The 20,205-nt window shown below is 72.6% G+C and carries 15 protein-coding genes; 9 read left to right on the top strand and 6 right to left on the bottom strand.

Annotated features, from left to right (window positions below; genetic code table 11):
* Positions 1-17: 17 nt before the first annotated feature.
* Positions 18-140, bottom strand: coding sequence for a hypothetical protein (locus tag ACZ7CH_RS06220; RefSeq protein ID WP_360386808.1), 123 nt, complete (start codon positions 138-140; stop codon positions 18-20).
* Positions 137-856 (bottom strand): haloacid dehalogenase-like hydrolase, encoded by a 720-nt coding sequence (locus ACZ7CH_RS06215; RefSeq protein ID WP_470373296.1) that lies wholly within the window; start codon positions 854-856, stop codon positions 137-139. Before ACZ7CH_RS06215 ends, ACZ7CH_RS06220 begins: the two co-directional genes overlap by 4 nt.
* A gap of 36 nt (positions 857-892) precedes the next feature.
* Between ACZ7CH_RS06215 and ACZ7CH_RS06210 the strand changes: the two genes are divergently transcribed.
* The 4 genes from ACZ7CH_RS06210 to ACZ7CH_RS06195 all read left to right on the top strand — a co-directional run bounded on the left by ACZ7CH_RS06210 (position 893) and on the right by ACZ7CH_RS06195 (position 6,756).
* Positions 893-2,278 (top strand): SDR family NAD(P)-dependent oxidoreductase, encoded by a 1,386-nt coding sequence (locus tag ACZ7CH_RS06210; RefSeq protein WP_360386802.1) that lies wholly within the window; start codon positions 893-895, stop codon positions 2,276-2,278.
* A 94-nt stretch (positions 2,279-2,372) separates the two neighbouring features.
* The gene (gene ku, locus ACZ7CH_RS06205; RefSeq protein WP_470373295.1) at positions 2,373-3,035 is read left to right on the top strand and encodes a non-homologous end joining protein Ku; all 663 of its coding nucleotides are present in this window, start codon (positions 2,373-2,375) and stop codon (positions 3,033-3,035) included.
* Positions 3,036-3,143: 108 nt separating this feature from the next.
* A complete protein-coding gene (locus ACZ7CH_RS06200) occupies positions 3,144-6,014 on the top strand; it encodes a DEAD/DEAH box helicase (RefSeq protein ID WP_470373294.1) in 2,871 nt (956 codons plus the stop codon).
* 130 nt (positions 6,015-6,144) lie between these two features.
* On the top strand, positions 6,145-6,756 hold the full coding sequence (locus ACZ7CH_RS06195) for an LPXTG cell wall anchor domain-containing protein (RefSeq protein ID WP_360386794.1): 612 nt from the start codon (positions 6,145-6,147) through the stop codon (positions 6,754-6,756).
* A gap of 105 nt (positions 6,757-6,861) precedes the next feature.
* Here the strand turns inward: ACZ7CH_RS06195 and ACZ7CH_RS06190 are convergent, their stop codons facing one another.
* Positions 6,862-7,608, bottom strand: coding sequence for a PIG-L family deacetylase (locus ACZ7CH_RS06190; RefSeq protein ID WP_470368639.1), 747 nt, complete (start codon positions 7,606-7,608; stop codon positions 6,862-6,864).
* A gap of 104 nt (positions 7,609-7,712) precedes the next feature.
* Positions 7,713-9,503 carry a S8 family serine peptidase gene (locus ACZ7CH_RS06185; protein ID WP_470373293.1) on the bottom strand — a complete coding sequence of 597 codons (1,791 nt, stop codon included), beginning with the start codon at positions 9,501-9,503 and terminating at the stop codon, positions 7,713-7,715.
* A 183-nt stretch (positions 9,504-9,686) separates the two neighbouring features.
* Between ACZ7CH_RS06185 and ACZ7CH_RS06180 the strand changes: the two genes are divergently transcribed.
* Positions 9,687-10,613, top strand: a complete 927-nt coding sequence (locus ACZ7CH_RS06180; protein ID WP_360386786.1) for a LuxR C-terminal-related transcriptional regulator — start codon at positions 9,687-9,689, stop codon at positions 10,611-10,613.
* Positions 10,614-10,694: 81 nt separating this feature from the next.
* Here ACZ7CH_RS06180 and ACZ7CH_RS06175 read toward each other — a convergent pair whose 3' ends face one another.
* Positions 10,695-12,572 carry a S41 family peptidase gene (locus ACZ7CH_RS06175; protein ID WP_470373292.1) on the bottom strand — a complete coding sequence of 626 codons (1,878 nt, stop codon included), beginning with the start codon at positions 12,570-12,572 and terminating at the stop codon, positions 10,695-10,697.
* Positions 12,573-12,690: 118 nt separating this feature from the next.
* Here ACZ7CH_RS06175 and ACZ7CH_RS06170 point away from each other — a divergent pair, with 118 nt between their 5' ends.
* Positions 12,691-15,231: a hypothetical protein gene (locus ACZ7CH_RS06170; protein WP_470373291.1), complete on the top strand. Its 2,541-nt coding sequence runs from the start codon at positions 12,691-12,693 to the stop codon at positions 15,229-15,231.
* Between the two features lie 13 nt (positions 15,232-15,244).
* Positions 15,245-15,865 carry a superoxide dismutase family protein gene (locus ACZ7CH_RS06165; protein ID WP_470373290.1) on the top strand — a complete coding sequence of 207 codons (621 nt, stop codon included), beginning with the start codon at positions 15,245-15,247 and terminating at the stop codon, positions 15,863-15,865.
* 98 nt (positions 15,866-15,963) lie between these two features.
* Here ACZ7CH_RS06165 and ACZ7CH_RS06160 read toward each other — a convergent pair whose 3' ends face one another.
* A complete protein-coding gene (locus tag ACZ7CH_RS06160) occupies positions 15,964-17,019 on the bottom strand; it encodes a helix-turn-helix domain-containing protein (protein ID WP_360386775.1) in 1,056 nt (351 codons plus the stop codon).
* A gap of 143 nt (positions 17,020-17,162) precedes the next feature.
* Here ACZ7CH_RS06160 and ACZ7CH_RS06155 point away from each other — a divergent pair, with 143 nt between their 5' ends.
* Together ACZ7CH_RS06155 and ACZ7CH_RS06150 are read left to right on the top strand one after the other, a co-directional pair.
* Positions 17,163-19,826 carry a type 2 lanthipeptide synthetase LanM family protein gene (locus tag ACZ7CH_RS06155; protein ID WP_360386772.1) on the top strand — a complete coding sequence of 888 codons (2,664 nt, stop codon included), beginning with the start codon at positions 17,163-17,165 and terminating at the stop codon, positions 19,824-19,826.
* The gene (locus ACZ7CH_RS06150) at positions 19,823-20,011 is read left to right on the top strand and encodes a hypothetical protein (protein ID WP_360386770.1); all 189 of its coding nucleotides are present in this window, start codon (positions 19,823-19,825) and stop codon (positions 20,009-20,011) included. Before ACZ7CH_RS06155 ends, ACZ7CH_RS06150 begins: the two co-directional genes overlap by 4 nt.
* Positions 20,012-20,205: the final 194 nt, after the last annotated feature.

The following is a 20,205-nucleotide window of genomic DNA, read 5'->3' as shown; positions in this document are numbered from 1 at the left end:
CCGCGGACCAGGGCCGTTCAGACGTCCTCGTCGAGCGGGACCTCGCGCTCGGCGTCGAGCGGCGCCGGCTCGACCGGCTCCTGGGGCACCACGTCCTGCTGCTGTTCGGCGCTGTCGGCTTCAGGCACTTCGGGGTTCATGCGGTGCGGGTTCCCCCGTCCAGGCCGGACCACACGTGCCGGCGCACCCGGTCGAGGTCGCTCAGGTCGTCGAGCACGGTCGTGGCACCGGCCGCGGCGAGCTGCGCGGCGGTGCTGCGCCCGGTGGCGACCGCGACGAGCCGCACCCCCGAGTCCAGCGCGGCGCGCACGTCGTGCGGCGTGTCGCCGATCAGCACGACCTCGTCGTCGGCGAACCGGCGGACGTGCCGGGCCCGGTCGCGGGCGAACGCCACCAGCTCGGCCCGGTCGGCGTGATCGTCGCCATAGGCGCTGACGTCCCAGTCGACCAGGTGCGCGAGCCCGAACTCCTCCAGCTTCACCCGCGCGACGCTGCCCAGGTTGGCCGTCAGCACGCCCTGGTGCACCCGCGGGTCGGCGGCGAACGCCTCCAGCGCCTCCCGCGCGCCCGGCAGCACCTCGCCGTGCCCGGTCAGGTCGCCGCGACGGGCCTCGAAGCAGCCGGCCAGCGCCGCCGCGAGCCGCGCGGAGGACTCCGGCGTGTGCTCGATGCCGTGCTGCCGCAGGCACTCGGCGATGATGTCCAGCTCGGTGCGTCCGCCCAGGTCGACGGGGCCGGCGAGGTCCCGCCCGAACGCGGTGCGGAACGCCTCCCGGTACATCAGCCCGCCGAAGCCCCTGGCCGAGATCAGCGTGTTGTCGATGTCCCACAGGACCAGCACGTCGGGACCCGTCACCGGACCGCCACCTCTCCACCCGTAAAATGCCTGCTCATGACCTCGATCGACCCCGCAGAGCTGGAAGTCTGCCTGCGCGTGCTGGCACAGGTCGAGGACCTGCCCGCGGAACACGACGACGCGGTGCGCGTCCGCCTGGCCACCGCCAAGATCTTCAAGGCCGCGAAGAAGCACCGGAAGTCCGAGCGCAGGGCCGCCATCACCGCGAACGACCGCGCGGTGACCTCGCTCACCGCGACCGGCTCACCGGACCGCATCGACGACGAGACCCAGGGCCTGCCGCTGGTCTCGACCGCCGCCGGTGCCACCGCGGGCACCCTGCTGCGCGCCCGGTCCTGCTACACCTGCCGCAAGCGGTTCGTCGAGGTCGACGCCTTCTACCACCAGCTCTGCCCCGACTGCGCCCGGTTCAACCACGGCAAGCGCGACGCGCGGACGGACCTCACCGGCCGCCGCGCGCTGCTCACCGGCGGCCGCGCGAAGATCGGCATGTACATCGCGCTGCGGCTGCTGCGTGACGGTGCCCACACCACGATCACGACCCGGTTCCCCAAGGACGCCGCGCGCCGGTTCGCGCAGATGCCCGACGCCGGCGAGTGGATCGACCGGCTGCGCATCGTCGGCATCGACCTGCGCGACCCCGCCCAGGTGCTCGGGCTCGCCGACTCGGTGGCCGACCAGGGGCCGCTCGACATCCTGATCAACAACGCGGCGCAGACCGTGCGCCGCTCCCCCGGCGCCTACGCGCCGCTGGCCGCCGCCGAGCACGAGGCGCTGACCGGCGACGCCCGCCGCCCCGAGCTGATCACGTTCGGCGGGCACGGCCAGCTGGCCCTGCCCGGCACCGCGGTGCCGGAGGCGCACTCGGTCACGACGCTCGCGCTGATGGCGGGTGGCAAGGAGATCGACGCGGGCGGTCTCGTACCGGACACGGCGGCGACGAACTCGTGGATCCAGAACGTCGACGAGGTCGACCCGGTGGAGCTGCTGGAGGTGCAGCTGTGCAACTCCACGGCGCCGTTCCTGCTGATCTCCCGGCTGCGCGCGTCGATGGCGAAGTCGTCGTACCGGCGCAAGTACGTGGTGAACGTGTCGGCCATGGAGGGCCAGTTCTCCCGCGTGTACAAGGGTTCCGGCCACCCGCACACGAACATGGCCAAGGCAGCGCTGAACATGTTGACGCGCACCAGCGCCGAGGAGATGCTGCAGGCCGACGGCATCCTGATGACCGCCGTCGACACCGGGTGGATCACCGACGAGCGCCCGCACCCGATGAAGATGCGCCTGGCCGACGAGGGCTTCCACGCCCCGCTGGACCTGGTCGACGGCGCGGCCAGGGTGTACGACCCGATCGTGCGCGGCGAGGCCGGCGAGGACCTGTACGGGTGCTTCCTGAAGGACTACGCGCCCTCGGCGTGGTGACGCACGTGTCCGAGGTACCCGTCGGACGCACCCGAACGAGCTGTTTCGTCAGGTCATAGCGGTATTTGAACACCTGTTCGAGTACTCATTTGTCATGAGGACTGTGTGGCGGGGAGCACTTCGGTTCGGCATGACGACGATGGCGGTGCGGCTGGTGTCCGCGGCGTCCGAGCACCGCGGCAGGGTGCACCTCGTGCACCGCGAGGACAGCGGCCGCGTGCGGCACCAGCAGGTGTGCGGCGAGTGCTCGCTGCACCTGACACCCGACGACATCGGCCGCGGCTACGAGCTCGACGACGGCCGCATCGTGCAGGTGGACCCGCGGGAGCTGCCGGCACCCGAGGAGGGGGTCATCGACGTCCAGCAGTTCGCGCCGGTCGCGGACGTCGACCCGATCTCGTTGCACCGCAGCTACTACGTCGAGCCCGACGACCTGTCGGTGCGCTCGTACGTGCTGCTGCGCGAGACGCTGGAACGCACGAAGACCGCCGCGATCGTGAAGTTCGGGCTGCGCGGCAAGGACACGCTGGCGGCGATCCGGCAGCAGGCGGGTGTGCTCGTGCTGCACACGCTGCTGTGGCCGGACGAGGTGCGCGAGCCGCACTTCGCGTTCCTGCACCGCGACACCGAGGTGCGCACCGGTGAGCTGGCCGCGGCGGCCGCTCTGGTGCGGGCGCAGACCCGGCCGTTCCGGCCGCACGACTACCCGAACTCCCACCACGAGGCGCTGCTCAGGCTGGTCGAGGCAGCCGTCTAGTCAGCGGGCGGACGGGCCGCGTACCGGGGATGGACGCGGGCCGTCCGCCCGTGTCCGCCGGGTGGCGTTGCCGGGGTCCGCCGGTGCCGGCGGCTAGCATCGGCGGTCATGCTCGCCAGTCCGTCGGACCTCGTCGACCTGCTCGAGTGCGAGCACCGCAGCTTCCTGGGGCGTTCGGAGCGGCGGGGTGACCCGGAGGAGCTGCACCGCGCGGCCTCCCGCACGGCCGCCGACGTGCGCGCGGGTGCGGAGATCGTCGAGAACGCCGTCTTCTTCGACGGCGCCTTCCACTGCGCGGTGCCGAGCCTGGTGCGGGTCGGCACCGGCTACGAGCCGTGCTTCGACGGCTCTGAGGCAACTCCCCTGGCCGTGCTGAACCTGACGGCGGCCGCTCTGGCGTTGGGTGCCGAACGCGCGCACCTGCTGGTCAACGGCCGGCGGACGACGTTCCGGGTGGCCGACTTCGCACCGTTGCTGAGCCGTCTGCGGACGCGGCTGGCGAAGCCGGGACCGGCTCCGGCGCGCTCGTGGGGTGACGTGCGGGCGGCCTGCACCGGGTGCCGGTTCGCCCGTCATTGCGCCTCCGGGCGGGAGGAGGCCCGTGACCTGTCGCTCGTGGCCGGACTGCGCGCCGACCAACGGCGGAAGCTGGTTTCGGTTGGCATTGAAACAATCGATGCGCTAGCGGCGACCGAGGAGCGGCCACCCGCCCTGTCCCCCGCGAGCTTCGCCGCGCTGGCCGCGCAGGCCCGGTTGCAGGTGCGGCAGGAGCGCACCGGCGTGACCACCTACGAGGTCGTGGCCCCCGAGGCGTTGCAGACCCTGCCGGAACCGGCGGAGGACGACGTGTTCCTGGAGGTCGAGGGCGACACGTTCCGCACGCCGGGCTGGGAGGGCACGTTCGCGGAGTTCGTCGACCGCACGCCGACCGGCCGGGTCTACCACTTCACGCCGCACGACCTCGCCGGGCGTGCGGCGCGCACCGCGACCAGGGAGTCCGAGGTGGACGAGCTGGTGCGGCGCTGCGTCGACCTGGGTGCGTTGACCCGCCGGGTGCTGCGGGTGTCCACAAGGGAGTACACGCTGCCCGCGCTGCGCCCGTTGCTCGCGGACGACAACCCGACGCGCGGGGTGCGGGACCTGCTGGAGAAGGTGAAGCGGGAGCACGGCGTGCAGACCGCCGTGCGCGACGAGGAGCTGGACGAGGCGGCACGGGAGAAGGCCGCCGAGCGGGCCCGCAGGATGGCGGCGCTGACCGAGCCGCTGCTCGCGGAGGGCCACGCGCTGTTCGCGGCGACCGTCGGCTACCACCGGCGGGAGGCGAGCCCGGCGTGGGGCGACTTCTTCCGGCAGGCCGCGGCGCCGATCTCGGACCTGGAGACGGACTCGAACTGCGCGGTGCCGATCACGCTGCGGGCCGAGGACTGGGTGCCGCCGAGCGGGCGGGTGCGGACGTCGAAGCGGCAGGTGCGCGCGCGGATCGACCCGGAGCGGCCGCACCCGTTCGGCGCGGGCGAGCAGGTCAGGCTGCTCTACCCCGGCAACGTCACGCGCCCGGCCGTGGTGTCCGACGACAACCCGCACGAGCTGGTGCTGATCGAGAGCGCGGCGGCCGAGCACACCGAGCTGCCGCTGGCGGTGCTGCCCGGCAGCCCGGTGCCGGCGAAGCCGAAGGACGAGGCGGTCGCCGAGCTCGCGCAGCAGGCCGTGGAGCTGTTGCCGTTGCTGCCGCGCAGCCCCGGCATCGACCTGATGCTGCGCACGCCGCCCGCGCAGCCGCTGCCGCGCGACGAGGACACGGTGCGGGCGGTGATCAGGGCGGTCGACCAGCTCGACGGCGGCACGCTCGCGGTGCAGGGCCCGCCCGGCGCGGGCAAGACGTACCTCGCGACGAAGCTCGTGGCGCACCTGGTCGACCAGGGCAAGACGGTCGCGGTGACCTCGACGTCGCACAAGGCCGTGGAGAACGTGCTGCGGTCGTGTTCCGGTGACGTGCCGATGGCCAAGCGGCCCAAGGGGAAGCCGGAGGAGGACGTGCCGTGGGACCAGCCGAAGGACAACGGTGCGCTGGCCCGCTGGCGCGAGGAGCACCCGGCCGGGCACCTGGTCGGCGGCACGGCGTGGACGTTCTCCAACGCGGTGATCAAGGCGCAGCCGTTCGACGTGATGATCATCGACGAGGCCGGCCAGTTCGCGCTGGCGGACGCGGTGGCGGTGGGAACGGCGGCCCGCAACCTCGTGCTGCTCGGCGACCCGCAGCAGCTGCCGCAGGTCGTCCAGGGAGTGCACCCGCCGGGGTCGGACGCGTCCGCGCTGGGCCACCTGCTCGGCTCGGCGGACGTCATCCCCGGCCACCTCGGGTACTTCCTCGCGGAGACCAGGAGGATGCACCCCGCGGTGTGCCGCCCGGTGTCCGAGCTGTCGTACTCCGGCCTGCTCCACTCGCACCCGGTGGCGGCGCAGCGGTGGATCGAGGGCGTCGAACCCGGCATCTACCTGCGCGAGGTCGACCACCGGCACAACATCACGTCCTCGGCTGAGGAGGCCGACGCCGTGGTGGACACCGTGCGGTCGCTCGTCGGTCGCACGTGGACGGACAACGGCGAGACGCGCGAACTGACCGACGCGGACGTCCTCGTCGTGGCGCCGTACAACCTCCAGGTGCGGGTGATCCGCCGGCGGCTGGCCGACGCGGGGTTCGACGGGACGCGGGTCGGCACCGTCGACCGGTTCCAGGGCCAGGAGGCACCGGCCGTGGTGATGTCGATGACGTCGTCGTCCACCGTGGACCTGCCGCGCGGCCTGGACTTCCTGCTGTCGCGCAACCGGTTGAACGTGGCGCTGTCCCGCGCGCAGGCGGTGGCCGTGGTGGTCTGCTCACCGCGCCTGCTGGACGCCGACGTGCGCGGGGTGGAGCAGATGCGGCTGGTGGCGGGGTTCATCGCCCTAGCGGAAAACATGAAGGTTTGTTCGTGGTGACACCTCACCGTTGTCAGACGGTGACCTTTCGACTGCCGTCGGTTGCTAGCGTGGCGCGGTTCACCCGGTCGGGTGATTTGTGTTTTGAATGGTTTTCCCGCCACGCATCAACCCTGAGCAGGAGTTTCCGTTGGCAAGACGAGTTCTCGGCGCGTTCGCGGTGACCGCCACCGCGGCTCTGGCGTCAGTGGCGCTGGCCACGCCTGCCTCCGCACACACCGACGTCGTGGACGCCGGGTGCAACGAGAAGGCCGGCAAGTCCTTCCTGAGCGTCGAGCTCACGAAGTACAACGGCCAGGCCGACAACTTCTTGACGATCACCGTCGACGGCAAGGAGCAGCCCGCTCAGCCGTTCCGCGAGTCGTTCAAGCAGACCTGGACGTTCCCCGCCGACGTCAAGCACGACTTCAAGATCAAGGTCGCCGCGCACGACGATCCCAACAACAAGCACGGCTACTCGAAGACCTACGACCGGTCAAGCACGGCGTGCGTCAAGTACGTCCCGCCGACGACCACCACGACCACGACGCCGCCGGTGACGACCACCACCACGGAGGCGCCCTCGTCCTCCGCCGAGGTGCCGCCGTCGACGACCTCCGCCGCCCCGGCCCCCGGTGGCAGCACCCCCGAGCCGCCGCTCGCCGCGACCGGCGCGTCCCCGACCTGGCTGCTGCTGTCCGGCCTGGGCCTCGTGGGCGCCGGTGCCGCCGCGCTCCTGGTCGTCCGCCGCCGCCGCGCGTGACCCGCTGAGGGGGCGGCCCGCACGTGGCGGGCCGCCCCTTCACGTTCCCAGGCGTCTGCAAGTACCAGTACTTGCAGACGCCTGTGCAGCAAGGGGGGCGGGCGGTTAGAGGGCGAGGGTCTTTTCGGGGCCGTGGCCCGCGCGGATGAAGTACTCCGTGCCGAACGCGTGCGCGAAAGTCTCGTCGTCCAGCGACAGGAAGAACGACTGCTCGGGGATCTGCGAGGCGTGTGCCCGCATCGCGGCCCGCTTCACCCCGAGGTACTCCGCGACGTCCACCTCGGTCGTGATCTCCGACTCCGGCACGGCTCCCTCCATGAGCGGCGGCTCCTCCGCCCCCGACCGCTTCATCGCCTCCCGGAACCGCGTCTCGCTCACCATCGCCTGGTACACGGCGGGCGTGCCGGCGATCTCCGCGGCCCGCATGCCCACCCGGTGCACCTGGATGTGGTCGGGGTGCCCGTACCCGCCGAAGCTGTCGTAGGTGGTGAACGCCTTCGCGTCCTCCTCCCGCAGGATCGCGGCCAGCTTGTGCGCCGCCTCCTCGACGTCCGCGGTCCAGAACGAACCGGGCCGGTCGTTGAGCTCGTCCCCCATCATCCCGGAGTCGCGGTAGCCCAGGAACTCGACGCGGTGCACCCCCAGCAGCTCGGCGGCGGCGTGCGTCTCCCGCACCCGGCGCTCCCACAGCTCCTCGCCCTCGTCGAGGAAGTCGGGAACCTCGCCGCTCTCACCGCGGGTGGCGACGACGAGCACGACCCGGTGGCCCTCGTCGGACGCCTTCCGCATCACACCTCCCGTGACGATGCACTCGTCGTCGGGATGGGCGTGGAACGTCACCAGTGTTGCCATGGGTAGGACGTTACCCGCGGCGGGCGGCGGTGCTCCCAGGCACGTGAAAGGGCGGCGCCCCCCGGAATCCGGTGGGAGGCGCCGCCCTCGGCGAACACGTGGAGCTATCGCAGGGTCAGGTTCCAGGAGTTGATGTACCCGGTGTCACCGGAGTACACGTCCTGGACCCGCAGCTTCCACGTGCCCGCCGCGACCTCGGACGAGGCGTTGACCGTGTAGGTCGCCACCACGTTGTCGGCGCTGTCCGAAGTGGACGAGTTCTTGAGTCGGTAGGCGGTGCCGTCCGGGGCGACCAGGTCGACGACCAGGTCTCCGCGGTAGGTGTGGACGATGTCCACGCCGACCTTGGTGGTGGCGGAGGCGTTGCCCGTCAGCGAGGACGTGATCGAGGACGTGACGGCGGTGCCGCGGTCCGGGATGGCCACGTCGGTGGTGTTCTCCAGGCCGCCCGACGGGGGCTGCGTGGAGTCGACGGCGTTGACCGTCTTGGTGGCGTCGGCGAGGCCGGCGCCGCAGCCGCCCGAGCAGGTGCCGGGCAACGGGCGGACGTTGGCCTTGATCAGGTCCTTGACCTGGGCCGGGGTCAGCGACGGCTTCTTCGCGACCAGCAGCGCGGCGAGGCCCGCGATGTGCGGGGCGGCCATCGAGGTGCCCTGGTACGGCTTGTAGTTCTCCGCGCCGGGAACGGTGGTGCCCGCGTTCAGGGTGGACCAGATGCCGTTCTCCGGCGTGGTGATGGTGCCGGGGGTGTCGGTGCCGCGGCGGGTCTCGCCGCCGGGGGCCGCCACGTCGATGCGGGTGCCGTAGTTCGAGTAGAACGCCTTGTTGCCCTCGCGCGAGGTGGCGGCGACGGTGATGACGCCGGTGCAGTTCGCGGGGGTGAAGTTCGCGACGTTCATGTTCGAGTTGCCGGCCGCGACGACGACGGTGGTGCCGCGGTTGATCGCGCCGTTGATGGCGTTCTGGTAGGTCGTCGAGCAGGACGACTGACCGCCCAGCGACATGTTGATGACCTTGGCGGGCGTCTGGTTCGCCGGGACGCCGGTCACGGTGCCGCCGGACGCCCAGGTGATGGCGTCGGCGATGTCGGAGGTGGCGCCACCGCACTTGGCGAGCACGCGCAACGGCTGGATCTTCGCGTCGTAGGCGATGCCCGCGACGCCCTTGCCGTTGTTGGTGGACGCGGCGATGGTGCCGGCGACGTGCGTGCCGTGCCAGGACGAACCCTGGTCCGCGGCGGGCACCGGGCTGCCGTTGGCGTCGGTGCCGCACTCGCCGCGGGCGACCCAGTCGCCCTCGTCGGCCGGGTTGGAGTCGCGGCCGTTGTTGTCACGGGCGCGCGCCGAGTCCGACACGAAGTCGTAGCCCGCGACGACCCGTGCCGACAGGTCGCTGTGCGCGACGTAGCCGGTGTCGATCACGGCGACGGTGACGCCCGCGCCGGTGCTGCTGGCCCACGCACCGGGCACGTTCATGCCCGCGGTGGCCTCGAAGAGGTCCCACTGCCGGGAGTACTCGGTGTCGTTCGGGTCGGCGAACGGCTGCATCAGCAGGTCCGGCTCGACGTACGCGACGTCGGGGTCGTTCCTGAACGCCTGGATGGTGTTCTCGGCGTTGGCGGTCTTCTCACCCAGGTTGACGACGACGGCACCGCTCGACATGCGGCGGTGCACGGACTTGCCCTTCTTCCGCACGTCGTCCGAGGCGGCGGTGTCGGACGTGGCCTCGGCGGTGCCCGGCTTGTAGCCGACGATCAGCCGCTCGAAGGGGCGGTTCACCTGTGTCGAGTCCGGCTGGGACTGGATGGGGGCAGCGGTCGCCGACGGGGCGACAACGCTGAGCACGGCGGCGGACACTGCCGCGGCGCACACGCTCGTGCGTCGCAATCCGTTCACGTGAGGTCCTTCCACGCAGGGCCTTCGCGTGCCGTTGAGGGCGTCAGGGTTCTGAACCGGCTGCGGAGGTGGGGAGGACCGTAAGTCGGGTCGCAGCGGGGAGAACAGGTCTGGCGGAGTCCGAATGACGACACTGGCGTGTTCACGACAGGGCCGCTACCCCGAATGGCGCACAATGTGGCCGTGTTCGGACACTTGGGCGTCGCACCGGAGCTCTCCGCGGTCTACGAGCTGCTGGTCACGGGTGGCAGCCGCACCACGGAGGAGACCGGCGCCTCCCCCGCTGCGCTGGAGCGGATGCGCGAGCTCGGCCTGGTCAGGCACCTGCCCGGCGACGTGTGGCAGGCCGTCGCGCCCGACCTCGCCGTCGAGGCGCTGATCGCCGCGCGCGAGGAGGCCAACCGCAGGGCGCGCGCCGACGTCGGCCCGTTGATGGAGCTGTACCTGCGCAACCGCGACGAGGAGCAGGCCGACAACGCGTTCGTCGAGGTGGTGTCCGGGGTGGACGCCGTCCGCGAGCTGTGGCACGCCCTGCTGCGCGGCGCCCGCGAGGAGGTGTGCGTGCTCGACCAGCCACCGTACGTGACGCCGCTGGGCCAGCACGTGGCGCTGGAGGACGAGACCCGCGAACGCGACGTGCAGTGGCGCGTCGTCTACGACCGCTCCGCCGTCGACATCCCCGGCCGCGTCGTGGAGATCATCGACCTGGTCGCGGCCGGCGAACGCGCCCGCGTCACCCCGACGCTGCCGTTCAAGCTCGCGGTGATCGACACGCACGCGGCGGTGCTGCCCGTCGTGAACGGCGACGTGGTCGACGAGGTGCTGCTGATCCGGCCGTCGGCGTTGCTGGACGTGCTGCGCTCGACGTTCGAGCTCTACTGGGACAAGGGCATCCCGTTCAGCCCCGGCGGGATCTACGCCGCGGCGGCCGACGTGGACCCGAACCTGCTGGGCCTGCTGGCCGCCGGGCTCACCGACTCCTCGATCGCGCGGCAGCTAGGGCTGGCGCCGCGGACCGTGCAGCGGCGGGTGCGGCAGCTGATGGACCGGTGCGGGGCGCAGACGCGGTTCCAGGCGGGGGTGCAGGCGATGCGGCGCGGCTGGTTGTGACGACAGCACGGCCCCGGTGCGGTGACCGCGCGGCCGAAACGGGCGCTTCCGGTCATGGCGTCACCGGAAGCGCCCGTTCGATCAACTGGTGACCTTGCGCGCGGCCACCAGCCGTCCGTCCGCGAACCCCTCGACGCGCACCTCGCTGCCGGACGTGGTGAGCGGCACGGTGTGCGCGCCGTCGGTCACGTCGATCGAGGTGGCGGGGCGGCCGTCGACGTAGACGTCCACCCGGTCGAGGTTCACGGTGTCCAGTGAGGCGGTCGTGCCCGCGACCGCCACCCCGAGCCGGCGCACGGGCTGCTCGGCCAGCAGCTCGGCCGCGCGGTTCAGCAGGTCCACGTTGCCCTGCAACAGGTCCGCGCGCGTGAGCTGGTGCCGGTGCGTCGGGCGCACGCCCAGGTCCTCCACCGGGGTGCCGGCGAGCTTGCCGACGCGCAGGGTGCGGCGGATGGAGACGCGCATGTTCGCCTTGCCGGGCAACGGCTTGTACGGCGTGTCCGGGTCTCCGGGCGCCGGGATGCTCAGCAGGGTGGACAGCAGGCCGTGCGTCCACACGTTCGCGCCGCCCGCGCCGGTGTTGTCGTCCACGCCGAGGATCGGGCCCAGCGCGTGGTCGGCCCAGCCCGCGGCGAAGATGTCGGTCGCGGAGTAGCAGCGGGCGTCGGTGACCAGCACGACCGGGCCGTGGTAGGTCTGGCCAACGGAGTTCGCGCCGTCGACGGGTGTGATCGTGTGGGCGCAGGAGAACGCCTGGCCGGTCTCGGTCGAGGAGTCGAGCGAGGGGAACCACGGGCCGAGGTTGATCTGCCCGGTCGGGTCTTCCGCGTGGCGGCGGCAGATGCGCAGGTTCAGCGGCGTGCTGAGGAACTGCACGGGTTCTGGCTCGACGCGGCGCGGGGTCATCGTCTGCAGCAGGAACTCCGCGGCGAAGATGTGGCCGCCGCCGTTGTCGCGGACGTCGACGATCAGGCCGTTCTGCGGCAGCAGGGCCGCGAGCCGCACGAACTCCCGCAGGAACGCCTCCGGGTCGTCCACGCTGAACGTGAAGATCCGCAGGTGCCCGAACGTACCGGACGGCGTGGTGACCGGGCGGGCGCGGAACACGCCGGGCAGGGTCGTCGGCACGTCCTGCTCGCTCATCGCGACGGCACCGCCCGCGGCCTCGGCGGCCACGACCTTGGGCGCGTGCAACAACTTCTTGGCGCGGGCCTTCTCGTCGGAGTCGAGGTCGACGCCCTGCGCGGCGGCGGCCGGCGAGAGCGCGTCGACGTCGGTCATCGGCGGCAGGTTGTCGGTCACCTGCCAGTCCACCCGGACGTCCTCGCTCGTGCCGCCGGCGGTGCGGTGGGTCACGACGACCCAGTCCTCGTCCGGCGGGAGCTGGATCACCAGGGGGCGCAACGTGAGCGACTCCAGGCCGCGGGCGAGGTTCGCGGCGGTGTTGCTGCCCGCGAAGATCGCGCCGTTCACCGCGACGGCGCGCGCGATCGCGGTGCCGTTCCAGTGCACCACCTCGTCGCCGACGGCCAGGCCGGTGAACCCGGCGACCGTGCGGGCCACGAGGTAGCGCTCGGTGCCGTCCGGGTCGAAGCAGCGCTCCAGCTGGAACGGCAGGAACGCGATCTTGCCGGCGAACGGGGCCGGCAGCAGGTAGTTGGTGTGCAGGTCGCGCACCGAGTGGAAGGTGCTCGACAGCTCGCGGTGGAACTGCCACTCGGGCTCGGCCGTGGCGTCGGTCTGCCGTTCGAGCCTGGCTCTGAGCACCCTGAGCCGTTGCACCGGGTTCACCGCGTGCATGGCGACCTTCAACGGCAGGTGTGCGTAGTTCTGCTCCAGCAGGATCAGCGCCTGGTCCACGATGAGCTTGCGCTGGGCGAGCGTGAGGGTGCCCGCGGTGGCGAGGAACTCGGCCAGGCCGATCGAGTTCGCGACGTTCGGGTGAGCGGTTGCGGTCATGGTGGGGCCTCCTTGCCAAGTAGAGGCTTCCCGAGGTGCCGGGATACACCCTTTTCACCCGGATGGCCGCTAACTGGAGCAGTTTCAGGGACGACAACTGGAGTAGAGGGAGGCTGCCATGCGTCCACGGGCCTTGGAACTGCGCATCCACGGGGTCAACAACACGCCCCCGGCCGCCGTGCTGGCGCTGCCCGAGCACGCCGTCGAGCAGTTCCGCGGCGACCGCTTCGGCAGCTTCTGGCGCCCGGTCGCCGAAAAGCTCGACGACCTGCCGGCGAACGACCCCGGCCGGCCCCGCGCCGACGTCGAGCGCGAGGCCTACTCGTGGGGCGGCATGGCGCGCAGCACACCGGGTGCGCCGGGCAGCGGGGTGGCGTCGGTGGTGGCGAACGTGGCCGGGCGCATCGGGTGGGCGTTGCTGCTGCCGTTCGGGCTCGCGAACGTCGCGTACTGGAGCCGGGAGATCCCCAGGACGTGGACGGAGGACGACGAGCTGACGGACGCCGAGAAGGCAGCCGGGGGCAGTGCAGCGGAAGCGGCGAAGGGCACGTGGTGGAACGCCGGTCGCGGCGCCGCCAGCACCCGGCTGTTCGGGCTCGGCCTGACGGTGCTGCTGGTGCTGTCGGTGGGCGTGGCGGTCGTCGACCTGTACGCGGTCCAGTGCTCGTTGGCCGACACGACCTGCCGCCGGCTGCCGGAGTGGCTCGACCTGCTCGGCGACCCCGCGCAGCACGTCCGGGTGCTCGCCGCCTCCGCGGTGCCGGTGGCGCTGCTGTTCGGGTTGCTGCTGCTGACCTCGTTGTCCCGCAGCAGGTACGAGTCGGCGGCCACCGGTGACCGGCAGCCGTTCCGGGCGGGTGTGCTGCTCAGCAGGAGGTCGATGTGGCGGGGCAGCCCGCGGCTGCGCAGGCTGACCCGGCTGCACCTGGCCGCCGGGTTCTGCGTGGTGGTGTTGCTGACCGGCGCGGAACTCTGGTCGCAGGCCGCGGTTTTCCTGGTCACGACGGTGCTCGCCGGGGTGTTGCTGGCGCTCGTCGCGTACCGGGTCGTGCACACGGCGGCGGACTGCCCGGACGCGCCCAGGACCGAGAAGGGCGGCCTGTGGTCGTGGGCCCTCCTGGTGGCCACCGGTGTGGTGCTGGCGGTGCACGGGTTCGCGATCCTCTACGCCGAACCCGCTTTCAGCCGGTCGCTGTGGCTGGCGCGGTGGGGGCCACCCGCGGTGACGGCCTGCCTGCTGGGCATCGCGCTGTCGGGGTGGTCGTGGCGCAAGCGGGAGAAGCGCGTGCCGTGGCTGGCGGGCCTGGCGTTCGCCGCGGGACTCGTCCTCACCGCGGTGTGGCAGCCGCTCGGACTCGTCGCCGTCGTGGCCGGTGCGCTGCTGGTCGGGTACGCGGTGCGGGACAACCGGGAGTGGGAGGCGTGGGGCGGCACCGGACCCGGTGTGCTGCTGGGGTTGTCGCTCACCACGTCGCTGCTGCTCGCGACGGTGCTGGTGCTGACGGTGCGCGGCTGGCTGGCCGGTTCGGAGCCGCTGCGGAAGGTGCCGCAGGCGCCCTGGTTCTCCTGGTGGGCGAGCGGTGCGTTCACGGCGGCGCTCGCGGTGGTGGCGGGCCTGGTCGTGGTGCTGGTGGTGCTGCTCGGGCTGCGGGTGCGCGGGCCCGCCGACTTCGAGCGGGACACCAGCCTGGCGATCCCGGCCGGGCAGGAGGAGCTCGTCATGCGGTGGCGGCACGTGATCGCGAACGCGCACCGGGCCGAGGTCGTGGTGGGCGTGCTGTCCGCGGTGAGCACCGCGGCGGTCGTGCTGGCGGTGCACGTGGCGTTCGCGCGACCGTCCTGGGTGGACTGGGAGGTGCCGGCGTGGGTGTTCGAGCAGGGCGTCACGTACACCGGGCTCGCCGGGGTGGCGCTGGTCGGGTCGTTCGTCGGCGCCGGGGTGCTCGCCAACCGCAGACCGCTGGGGCTGCTGTGGGACCTGATGTGCTTCCTGCCGCGCACCGCCCACCCGTTCGCCCCGCCCTGCTACGCGGAGCGGGCCGTGCCGGAGATCGCCGAACGCGTGCGCGACTGGCTGGACCGGCACCCCGACGAGGACCTGCCGCCGCAGGAGCGCTCGGTCGTCGTGCTCTCCGCGCACAGCCTCGGCGCGGTGCTCGCCGTCGCCGCCGTCTACCAGCTTCCGGAGAAGCACCTCGCCCGCGTCAAGCTGCTCACGTACGGCGTGCAGCTGCGGCCGTACTTCGGGCGGATCTTCCCGGAACTGCTGGGCCCCGGTGTGCTCGGCACCGCGCGCAGCCGCAGGGGCGCGCTGTGGGCGCTGAACCCGTGGCACCGGCAGGACGACGACGAGCCGCGGGCGGAACCCGTGGTCGACGAGGCCGACACGCTGCGGGTGCTGCTGGCGGACCGGTGGGTGAACCTGTGGCGGCGCACCGACCACCTCGGGTTCCCCGTCATCGGGTACGGGCGGCCGGACGGCACGTCGGTCGACCAGTGGGCGGACGAGACCGGCGGCGGTCCCGGCGAGGTGGAAACCCACTCCGGCTACCACCGTTGTGCCGCCTACGCGTCGGCGTTCGAGCGGCTCGTCCCGGCCGACGTGCGCCGGTCACCCGATCGTGGTCAGGTAGGAGGTGGGAACCTGGACCGCAGCTGATCTGAGGAGAAACATGCGCACGACTGTGGCGGCCCTCGTGGGTGCCGCTCTGCTCACCGGCGGACTCGCGGCCTGCTCGGGCGGCACCGACACCGGCTCGACCGGCTCGACCAGCTCGACAGGGGCTTCCAGCACCACGTCCCCCGCACCGACGCCCGTCGCCGAGGCCGTTCTCGCCGCGCCGGCGGAGTCCGGCGACCAGCCGAAGGGCATCACCTACACCGTCGCACGGGTGCCGCTGGGCGCGAAGCTCTCCACCTCGTCGTCCGTCGCGAATGGACGGACGACCGTGGAGCTGAAGGTGTCCGGGCTGCTGCCGGACACCCAGTACGGCTCGCACGTGCACACCAAGCCGTGCGGCGCCAAGCCGGCCGACTCCGGGCCGCACTACCAGAACGAGAAGGACCCGGTCACGCCGAGCGTGGACCCGAAGTACGCCAACGCGCAGAACGAGATCTGGCTCGACTTCACGACCGACGCGCAGGGTGCCGCCACGGCCAGCTCGGCGGTGGACTGGGAGTTCCGCAAGGGCGAGGCGAACGCCATCGTCATCCACGCCGCGCACACCAGCACCGAGCACGGCAAGGCGGGCACCGCCGGCGACCGCCTCGCGTGCCTGACCGCGGCGTTCTGACCCCGGCACCCTGACCCCCGGCGCCCTGACCGCAGCGTCCTGATCCGGCGTCTGCAAGTACTGCCAACTCGCAGTTGGCAGTACTTGCAGACGCGTGCTCAGCAGGGCCAGGTCAGGGTTACGCCGCCGGTCAGCTGAGGTCCTGACACCGGTTCCAGCACCGCCGCGCGGACGAGGTTGAGCACCTCGTACCGGGGCCCGGTGCGGCGGACCAGCCCGCGGACGCTCAGCGCGTGCACGGCGTCCTCGTCCTCCCAGCCGATCCGGTCGACCATCCGCACCAGCACCTCGCGCTCACCGGCGTCCAGAGTGGACAACGAGCGGCGCAGCGAGTCGCGCAGGTGCGCCGAGGTGGGGTCGAGCGGGTTGGTGCGCAGCCGCTCCAGCAGGTGCTGCGGCGAGTACACCATGAACCACCCGGCGGCGAACTCCAGCGCCGACGGCAGGCCGTCCAGCTCGTGCACCAGCCCCATCAGCGCGGCGTGGTTCGCGGGCTCCGGCCGGAACCCGGGCCGCACCCGGCGCACGTGCGTCACGAGCAGCTGCACCGCGGCGTCGTCGGCCAGCGGTGCCAGCGGGAACACGTGCTCGCCCGGCAGCCCGGTGGGCGCGAGCGCGGTGACGACGATCCGCAGCCGCGGGTGCAGCTCCAGCAGCCGCGGGTCGGGCACGTGGTCGGTGACGAGCAGGGTGTCCGTGCCCGCGTCGATCGCCGGCATGCGCGCGGCCGGCAGCCACAGCACCGACCAGCCGAGCCGGAAGTGCAGCTCGCCCGCGACCTCCAGGGCGAGCCGGGTCTTGCCCACCCCGCTGACACCGGTGACGGTGACCAGCCGGGTGCCCCCGACGAGCAGGTCCGCCAGCGCGCCCGCCTCCGCCTCACGGCCGACGATCGCCGACGACGGCGCGGGTGGCGCCACCGACACCTTGCGGGCCGGCCGTCCGCCCGCCTGCTGGAGATCTGCCCGGCTGGTGTCGTCCAGCCGCAGGCCGTCCGCGAGCAGGCGCACCGTCTCGGCGCGCGGCGACCGGGTGCGGCCGCATTCCAGGTCCCGGATGGCCCGCACGCTGAGCATCGCGAAGTCAGCCAGCTGCTGCTGGGTGAGGCCGGCGTGGATGCGGTGCGTGCGCAGTAGTTCCCCGAACTCCTTCATGGTCCGTTCCTCCCTCTCCCGAGTGAGTTTCAGACCTCGCGCGCCTCGGAACATGGGTGCCGGTCCCCCATTTTCCCGTCGCGGGCGAATCTGGGTACTCGGCCCCCATGTGTTCTCCACCCGCACGTGCGAGGTTCGGCCTCGTGACCCCTGCAGCGGCGGAGTTCCTGGAACGCGCCACGGCCGCGTCCCGCCCCGGCGCCCCCTCCGACGACAGCTGGACCGCCGCGTTCGCGCACGCGCTGCGGCCCCTGGTCGACGCCGCGCGCACCGAGGTGGCGCCGCCGTTCGACGCCGCTTTCGCGCAGCAGCTCGGCCAGCGGCTGGTCCGGATCGCGGCCCGCACGCTCGTGCTGGAGCTGAACCAGGCCCGCGGCACGCTGGCAGGTCAGACACCGCAGGAGCGGTTCCTGTCCTTCACCCGCACGCTGGACCTCACGGCGTTGTTCGGCCGCTACCCGGTGCTGGCGCGGATGCTCGCGCAGGCGTGCGAGCAGGCGGTCGCGGCACACCACGAGCTGTCTTCGCGGTTCACCCGCGACCGCGCGGACGTGGTGCGGACGGTGTTCGGCGGGATCGACCCCGGTGCGCTGACGACGATCGAGACCGGGCAGGGCGACCCGCACCAGCAGGGCAGGACGGTGGCGGTGCTGACGTTCGCCTCGGGCGCGCGGCTGGTGTACCGCCCGCGCCCGGTCGAGCTGCACGCGCACTTCACCGCGCAGGTGGCGTGGTTCGCGCGGCGCACCGGCATCCTGTTCCGCTCGCCGCGGCTGCTGGTGCGCGACGGGTACGGGTGGCTGGAGCACGTCGAGCACCAGCCGTGCGCGGACGTCGCCGGGGTGGCGGAGTTCTACCGGCGGCTCGGGGCGCTGCTGGCGCTGCTCTACGCCGTCGACGGCACGGACATGCACTACGAGAACCTGATCGCGTGCGGCGACCAGCCGGTGCTGGTGGACGTGGAGACGCTGTTCCACCCGACGCTCACCATCGCGAGCGACCCGGCCGCGCTCGCGATGGCGCGCTCGGTGCACCGCACCGCGCTGCTGCCGCACATGCTGCTGGGCGACAACGGCATCGTCGACGTCTCCGGCGTGGGCGGCGACCGGGGCGTGCCCTCACCGCTGGACGTCGTGGACTGGGCCGACGCCGGAACGGACCGGATGCGCCTCGTGCGGCGCCCCAGCACGTCCACGGGGGCGTTGAACCGGCCGGTGCTGGGTGATGTGCCCGCCGAGCCCGCCGACTACCAGGACTCGCTGCTGGCGGGCTTCCGCGCGGGCTACGACGCGATTGCCGCCCATCGCGACGAGCTGCTGCGGCTGGTGCGGGAGTGCGCCGAGGACGAGGTGCGGTTCGTGGCCCGCCCGACGCGTCTGTACGGGACGCTGCTGGACGAGTCCACGCACCCGGCGGTGCTGCGCGACGCGCTGGACCGGGACATGGCGTTCGGCGTGCTGGTGGTCGACGACCCGCTGCTGGACGCGCTGGTGCCGCACGAGGTCGTGGAACTCTGGCGCGGCGACGTGCCGTTGTTCGTCTGCAGGCCGGGTTCGCGGGACCTGTGGACCGGGTCCGGGCTCCGGCTGCCGGGGATGCTGCCGGAGCCCGGACTGCACGCCGTGGAACGCAAGATCGCCGGGCTCAGCGAGGTCGACCGGCACGACCAGCAGTGGGTCATCTCCGCCTCGCTGGCCTCACGCCCGCGCCCGGTGTCGCACCGCAGCGGCGCCACCGTCTCCGGCCACGTCGCACCGGTCGACCCGGACCCGGCGCGGCTGCTGGTGGCGGCGTGCGGCATCGCCGACCAGATCCTGGCGCAGGCGGCGACCGGGCCGGACCGGGTGAACTGGCTGGGCCTGGAGCTGGTCGACGACCGGCACTGGACCGTGCTGCCGATGGGCGCGGGCCTGACCAACGGCTACACGGGGGTGGCGCTGTTCCTGGCGGAGCTGGGCGCGCTGACCGGTGCCGCGCGGTACGTCGACTTCGCCTCGGCCGCGCTGCGCCCGTTGCCGGCGCTGCTGGAGTCGTTCGCCGCGTCCCCGGAGCTGGTGCTGGCGGCGGGCGGCGGGCTGCACGGCCTGGGCGGTGTCTGCTACGGCCTGTCCCGGCTGGTGCCGCTGCTCGGGCTCGACCCGGCGCTGCTCTCCCTGGCCGTGTCGCTGATGCCGCTGACCGACACGTCGTTCACGGTCGCCGACGGCGTTGCCGGCTCCCTCGCGGCGATGCTCGCGGTCGGCACGCCTGACTCCCTCGTGCTCGCCGATCACTACGCGACCGTCCTACGTGCCGCGATTTGCCCCGCCAATGGGTTCGCCCGCGGCCATGCGGGAATCGGATGGGCCCTGCGGCGTTACGCGGCAGCGGTGGGCGACGAGTTATCTGATGTGGCAGGACGGACCTTCCTGGAGAGCGACACGACCGACCCGGCCGACACCGGCTGGTGCTCGGGCGTGGCCGGCGTGGCGCTGGCACGGCACGACGAACGCGTGGCCGGTGCGCTGGCCACGCGGGAACCGTTGCGGGACATGAGCCTGTGCCACGGCGAGCTGGGCGTGGTCGAGGCGCTGACGCCCCACCACCCGAACCTCGCGACCCGGCGCACCGCGCTGCTGCTCGGCAGGCTCGACGAACACGGCCCGCAGTGCGCCACCCCCGGTGGCGTCCCGTCGCCGGGGCTGCTGACCGGTCTCGCCGGCATCGGCCACGGTCTGCTGCGGCAGGGTTTCCCGGTGCCCTCCGTCCTGCTGCTCGAACCGCATCACCACACCGGATCGACCGACAACGAGGAGTCCACCAGATGAACGAGTCCCTGCACCGCCCGGCCGACCAGCCCGTGCCGGTCGAGCACGTGATCGGGGAGATGGAGCTCTCGCCGCGGTCGCGGGCGGGTGCGCGAGCGCGTGCGCTGGCCGGCGTGACGCTGGCGGTGGGCGCGTTCGCCGCGATCACGCCGGCGCTGTCGGACACGACGGTGAGCGTGGTCTGAGCCGGGGGTCGCGGGGGCCGGGCCCTGTCCGGGGTCCGGCCCCCGCGCCGTTCCCGGGGCCGGGCACGGCCGGTTCCGGCCGAACTTCCGAGGGCCGCACCCCCTCGCCCACCCGCTCACGCGACGCCTGCCGCGCCTGGCCGCGAGTGATCGCGGAAAGGTCCTTTCCTGATCACCGGGAATTGCTCCACTCC

The organism is Lentzea sp. NPDC037011 (genome assembly GCF_055607425.1).
Note: the sequence above shows the minus strand (reverse complement) of the source record. Positions and strands in the feature narration are given on the sequence as shown.

What these genes read in the sequence shown, in the direction of transcription:
- ACZ7CH_RS06220 (WP_360386808.1), bottom strand. Translation starts at nt 140, where the DNA reads ATGAACCCCGAAGTGCCTGAAGCCGACAGCGCCGAACAGCAGCAGGAC.
- ACZ7CH_RS06210 (WP_360386802.1), top strand. Translation starts at nt 893, where the DNA reads ATGACCTCGATCGACCCCGCAGAGCTGGAAGTCTGCCTGCGCGTGCTG.
- ku (WP_470373295.1), top strand. Translation starts at nt 2,373, where the DNA reads ATGAGGACTGTGTGGCGGGGAGCACTTCGGTTCGGCATGACGACGATG.
- ACZ7CH_RS06200 (WP_470373294.1), top strand. Translation starts at nt 3,144, where the DNA reads ATGCTCGCCAGTCCGTCGGACCTCGTCGACCTGCTCGAGTGCGAGCAC.
- ACZ7CH_RS06190 (WP_470368639.1), bottom strand. Translation starts at nt 7,608, where the DNA reads ATGGCAACACTGGTGACGTTCCACGCCCATCCCGACGACGAGTGCATC.
- ACZ7CH_RS06175 (WP_470373292.1), bottom strand. Translation starts at nt 12,572, where the DNA reads ATGACCGCAACCGCTCACCCGAACGTCGCGAACTCGATCGGCCTGGCC.
- ACZ7CH_RS06170 (WP_470373291.1), top strand. Translation starts at nt 12,691, where the DNA reads ATGCGTCCACGGGCCTTGGAACTGCGCATCCACGGGGTCAACAACACG.
- ACZ7CH_RS06165 (WP_470373290.1), top strand. Translation starts at nt 15,245, where the DNA reads ATGCGCACGACTGTGGCGGCCCTCGTGGGTGCCGCTCTGCTCACCGGC.
- ACZ7CH_RS06160 (WP_360386775.1), bottom strand. Translation starts at nt 17,019, where the DNA reads ATGAAGGAGTTCGGGGAACTACTGCGCACGCACCGCATCCACGCCGGC.
- ACZ7CH_RS06150 (WP_360386770.1), top strand. Translation starts at nt 19,823, where the DNA reads ATGAACGAGTCCCTGCACCGCCCGGCCGACCAGCCCGTGCCGGTCGAG.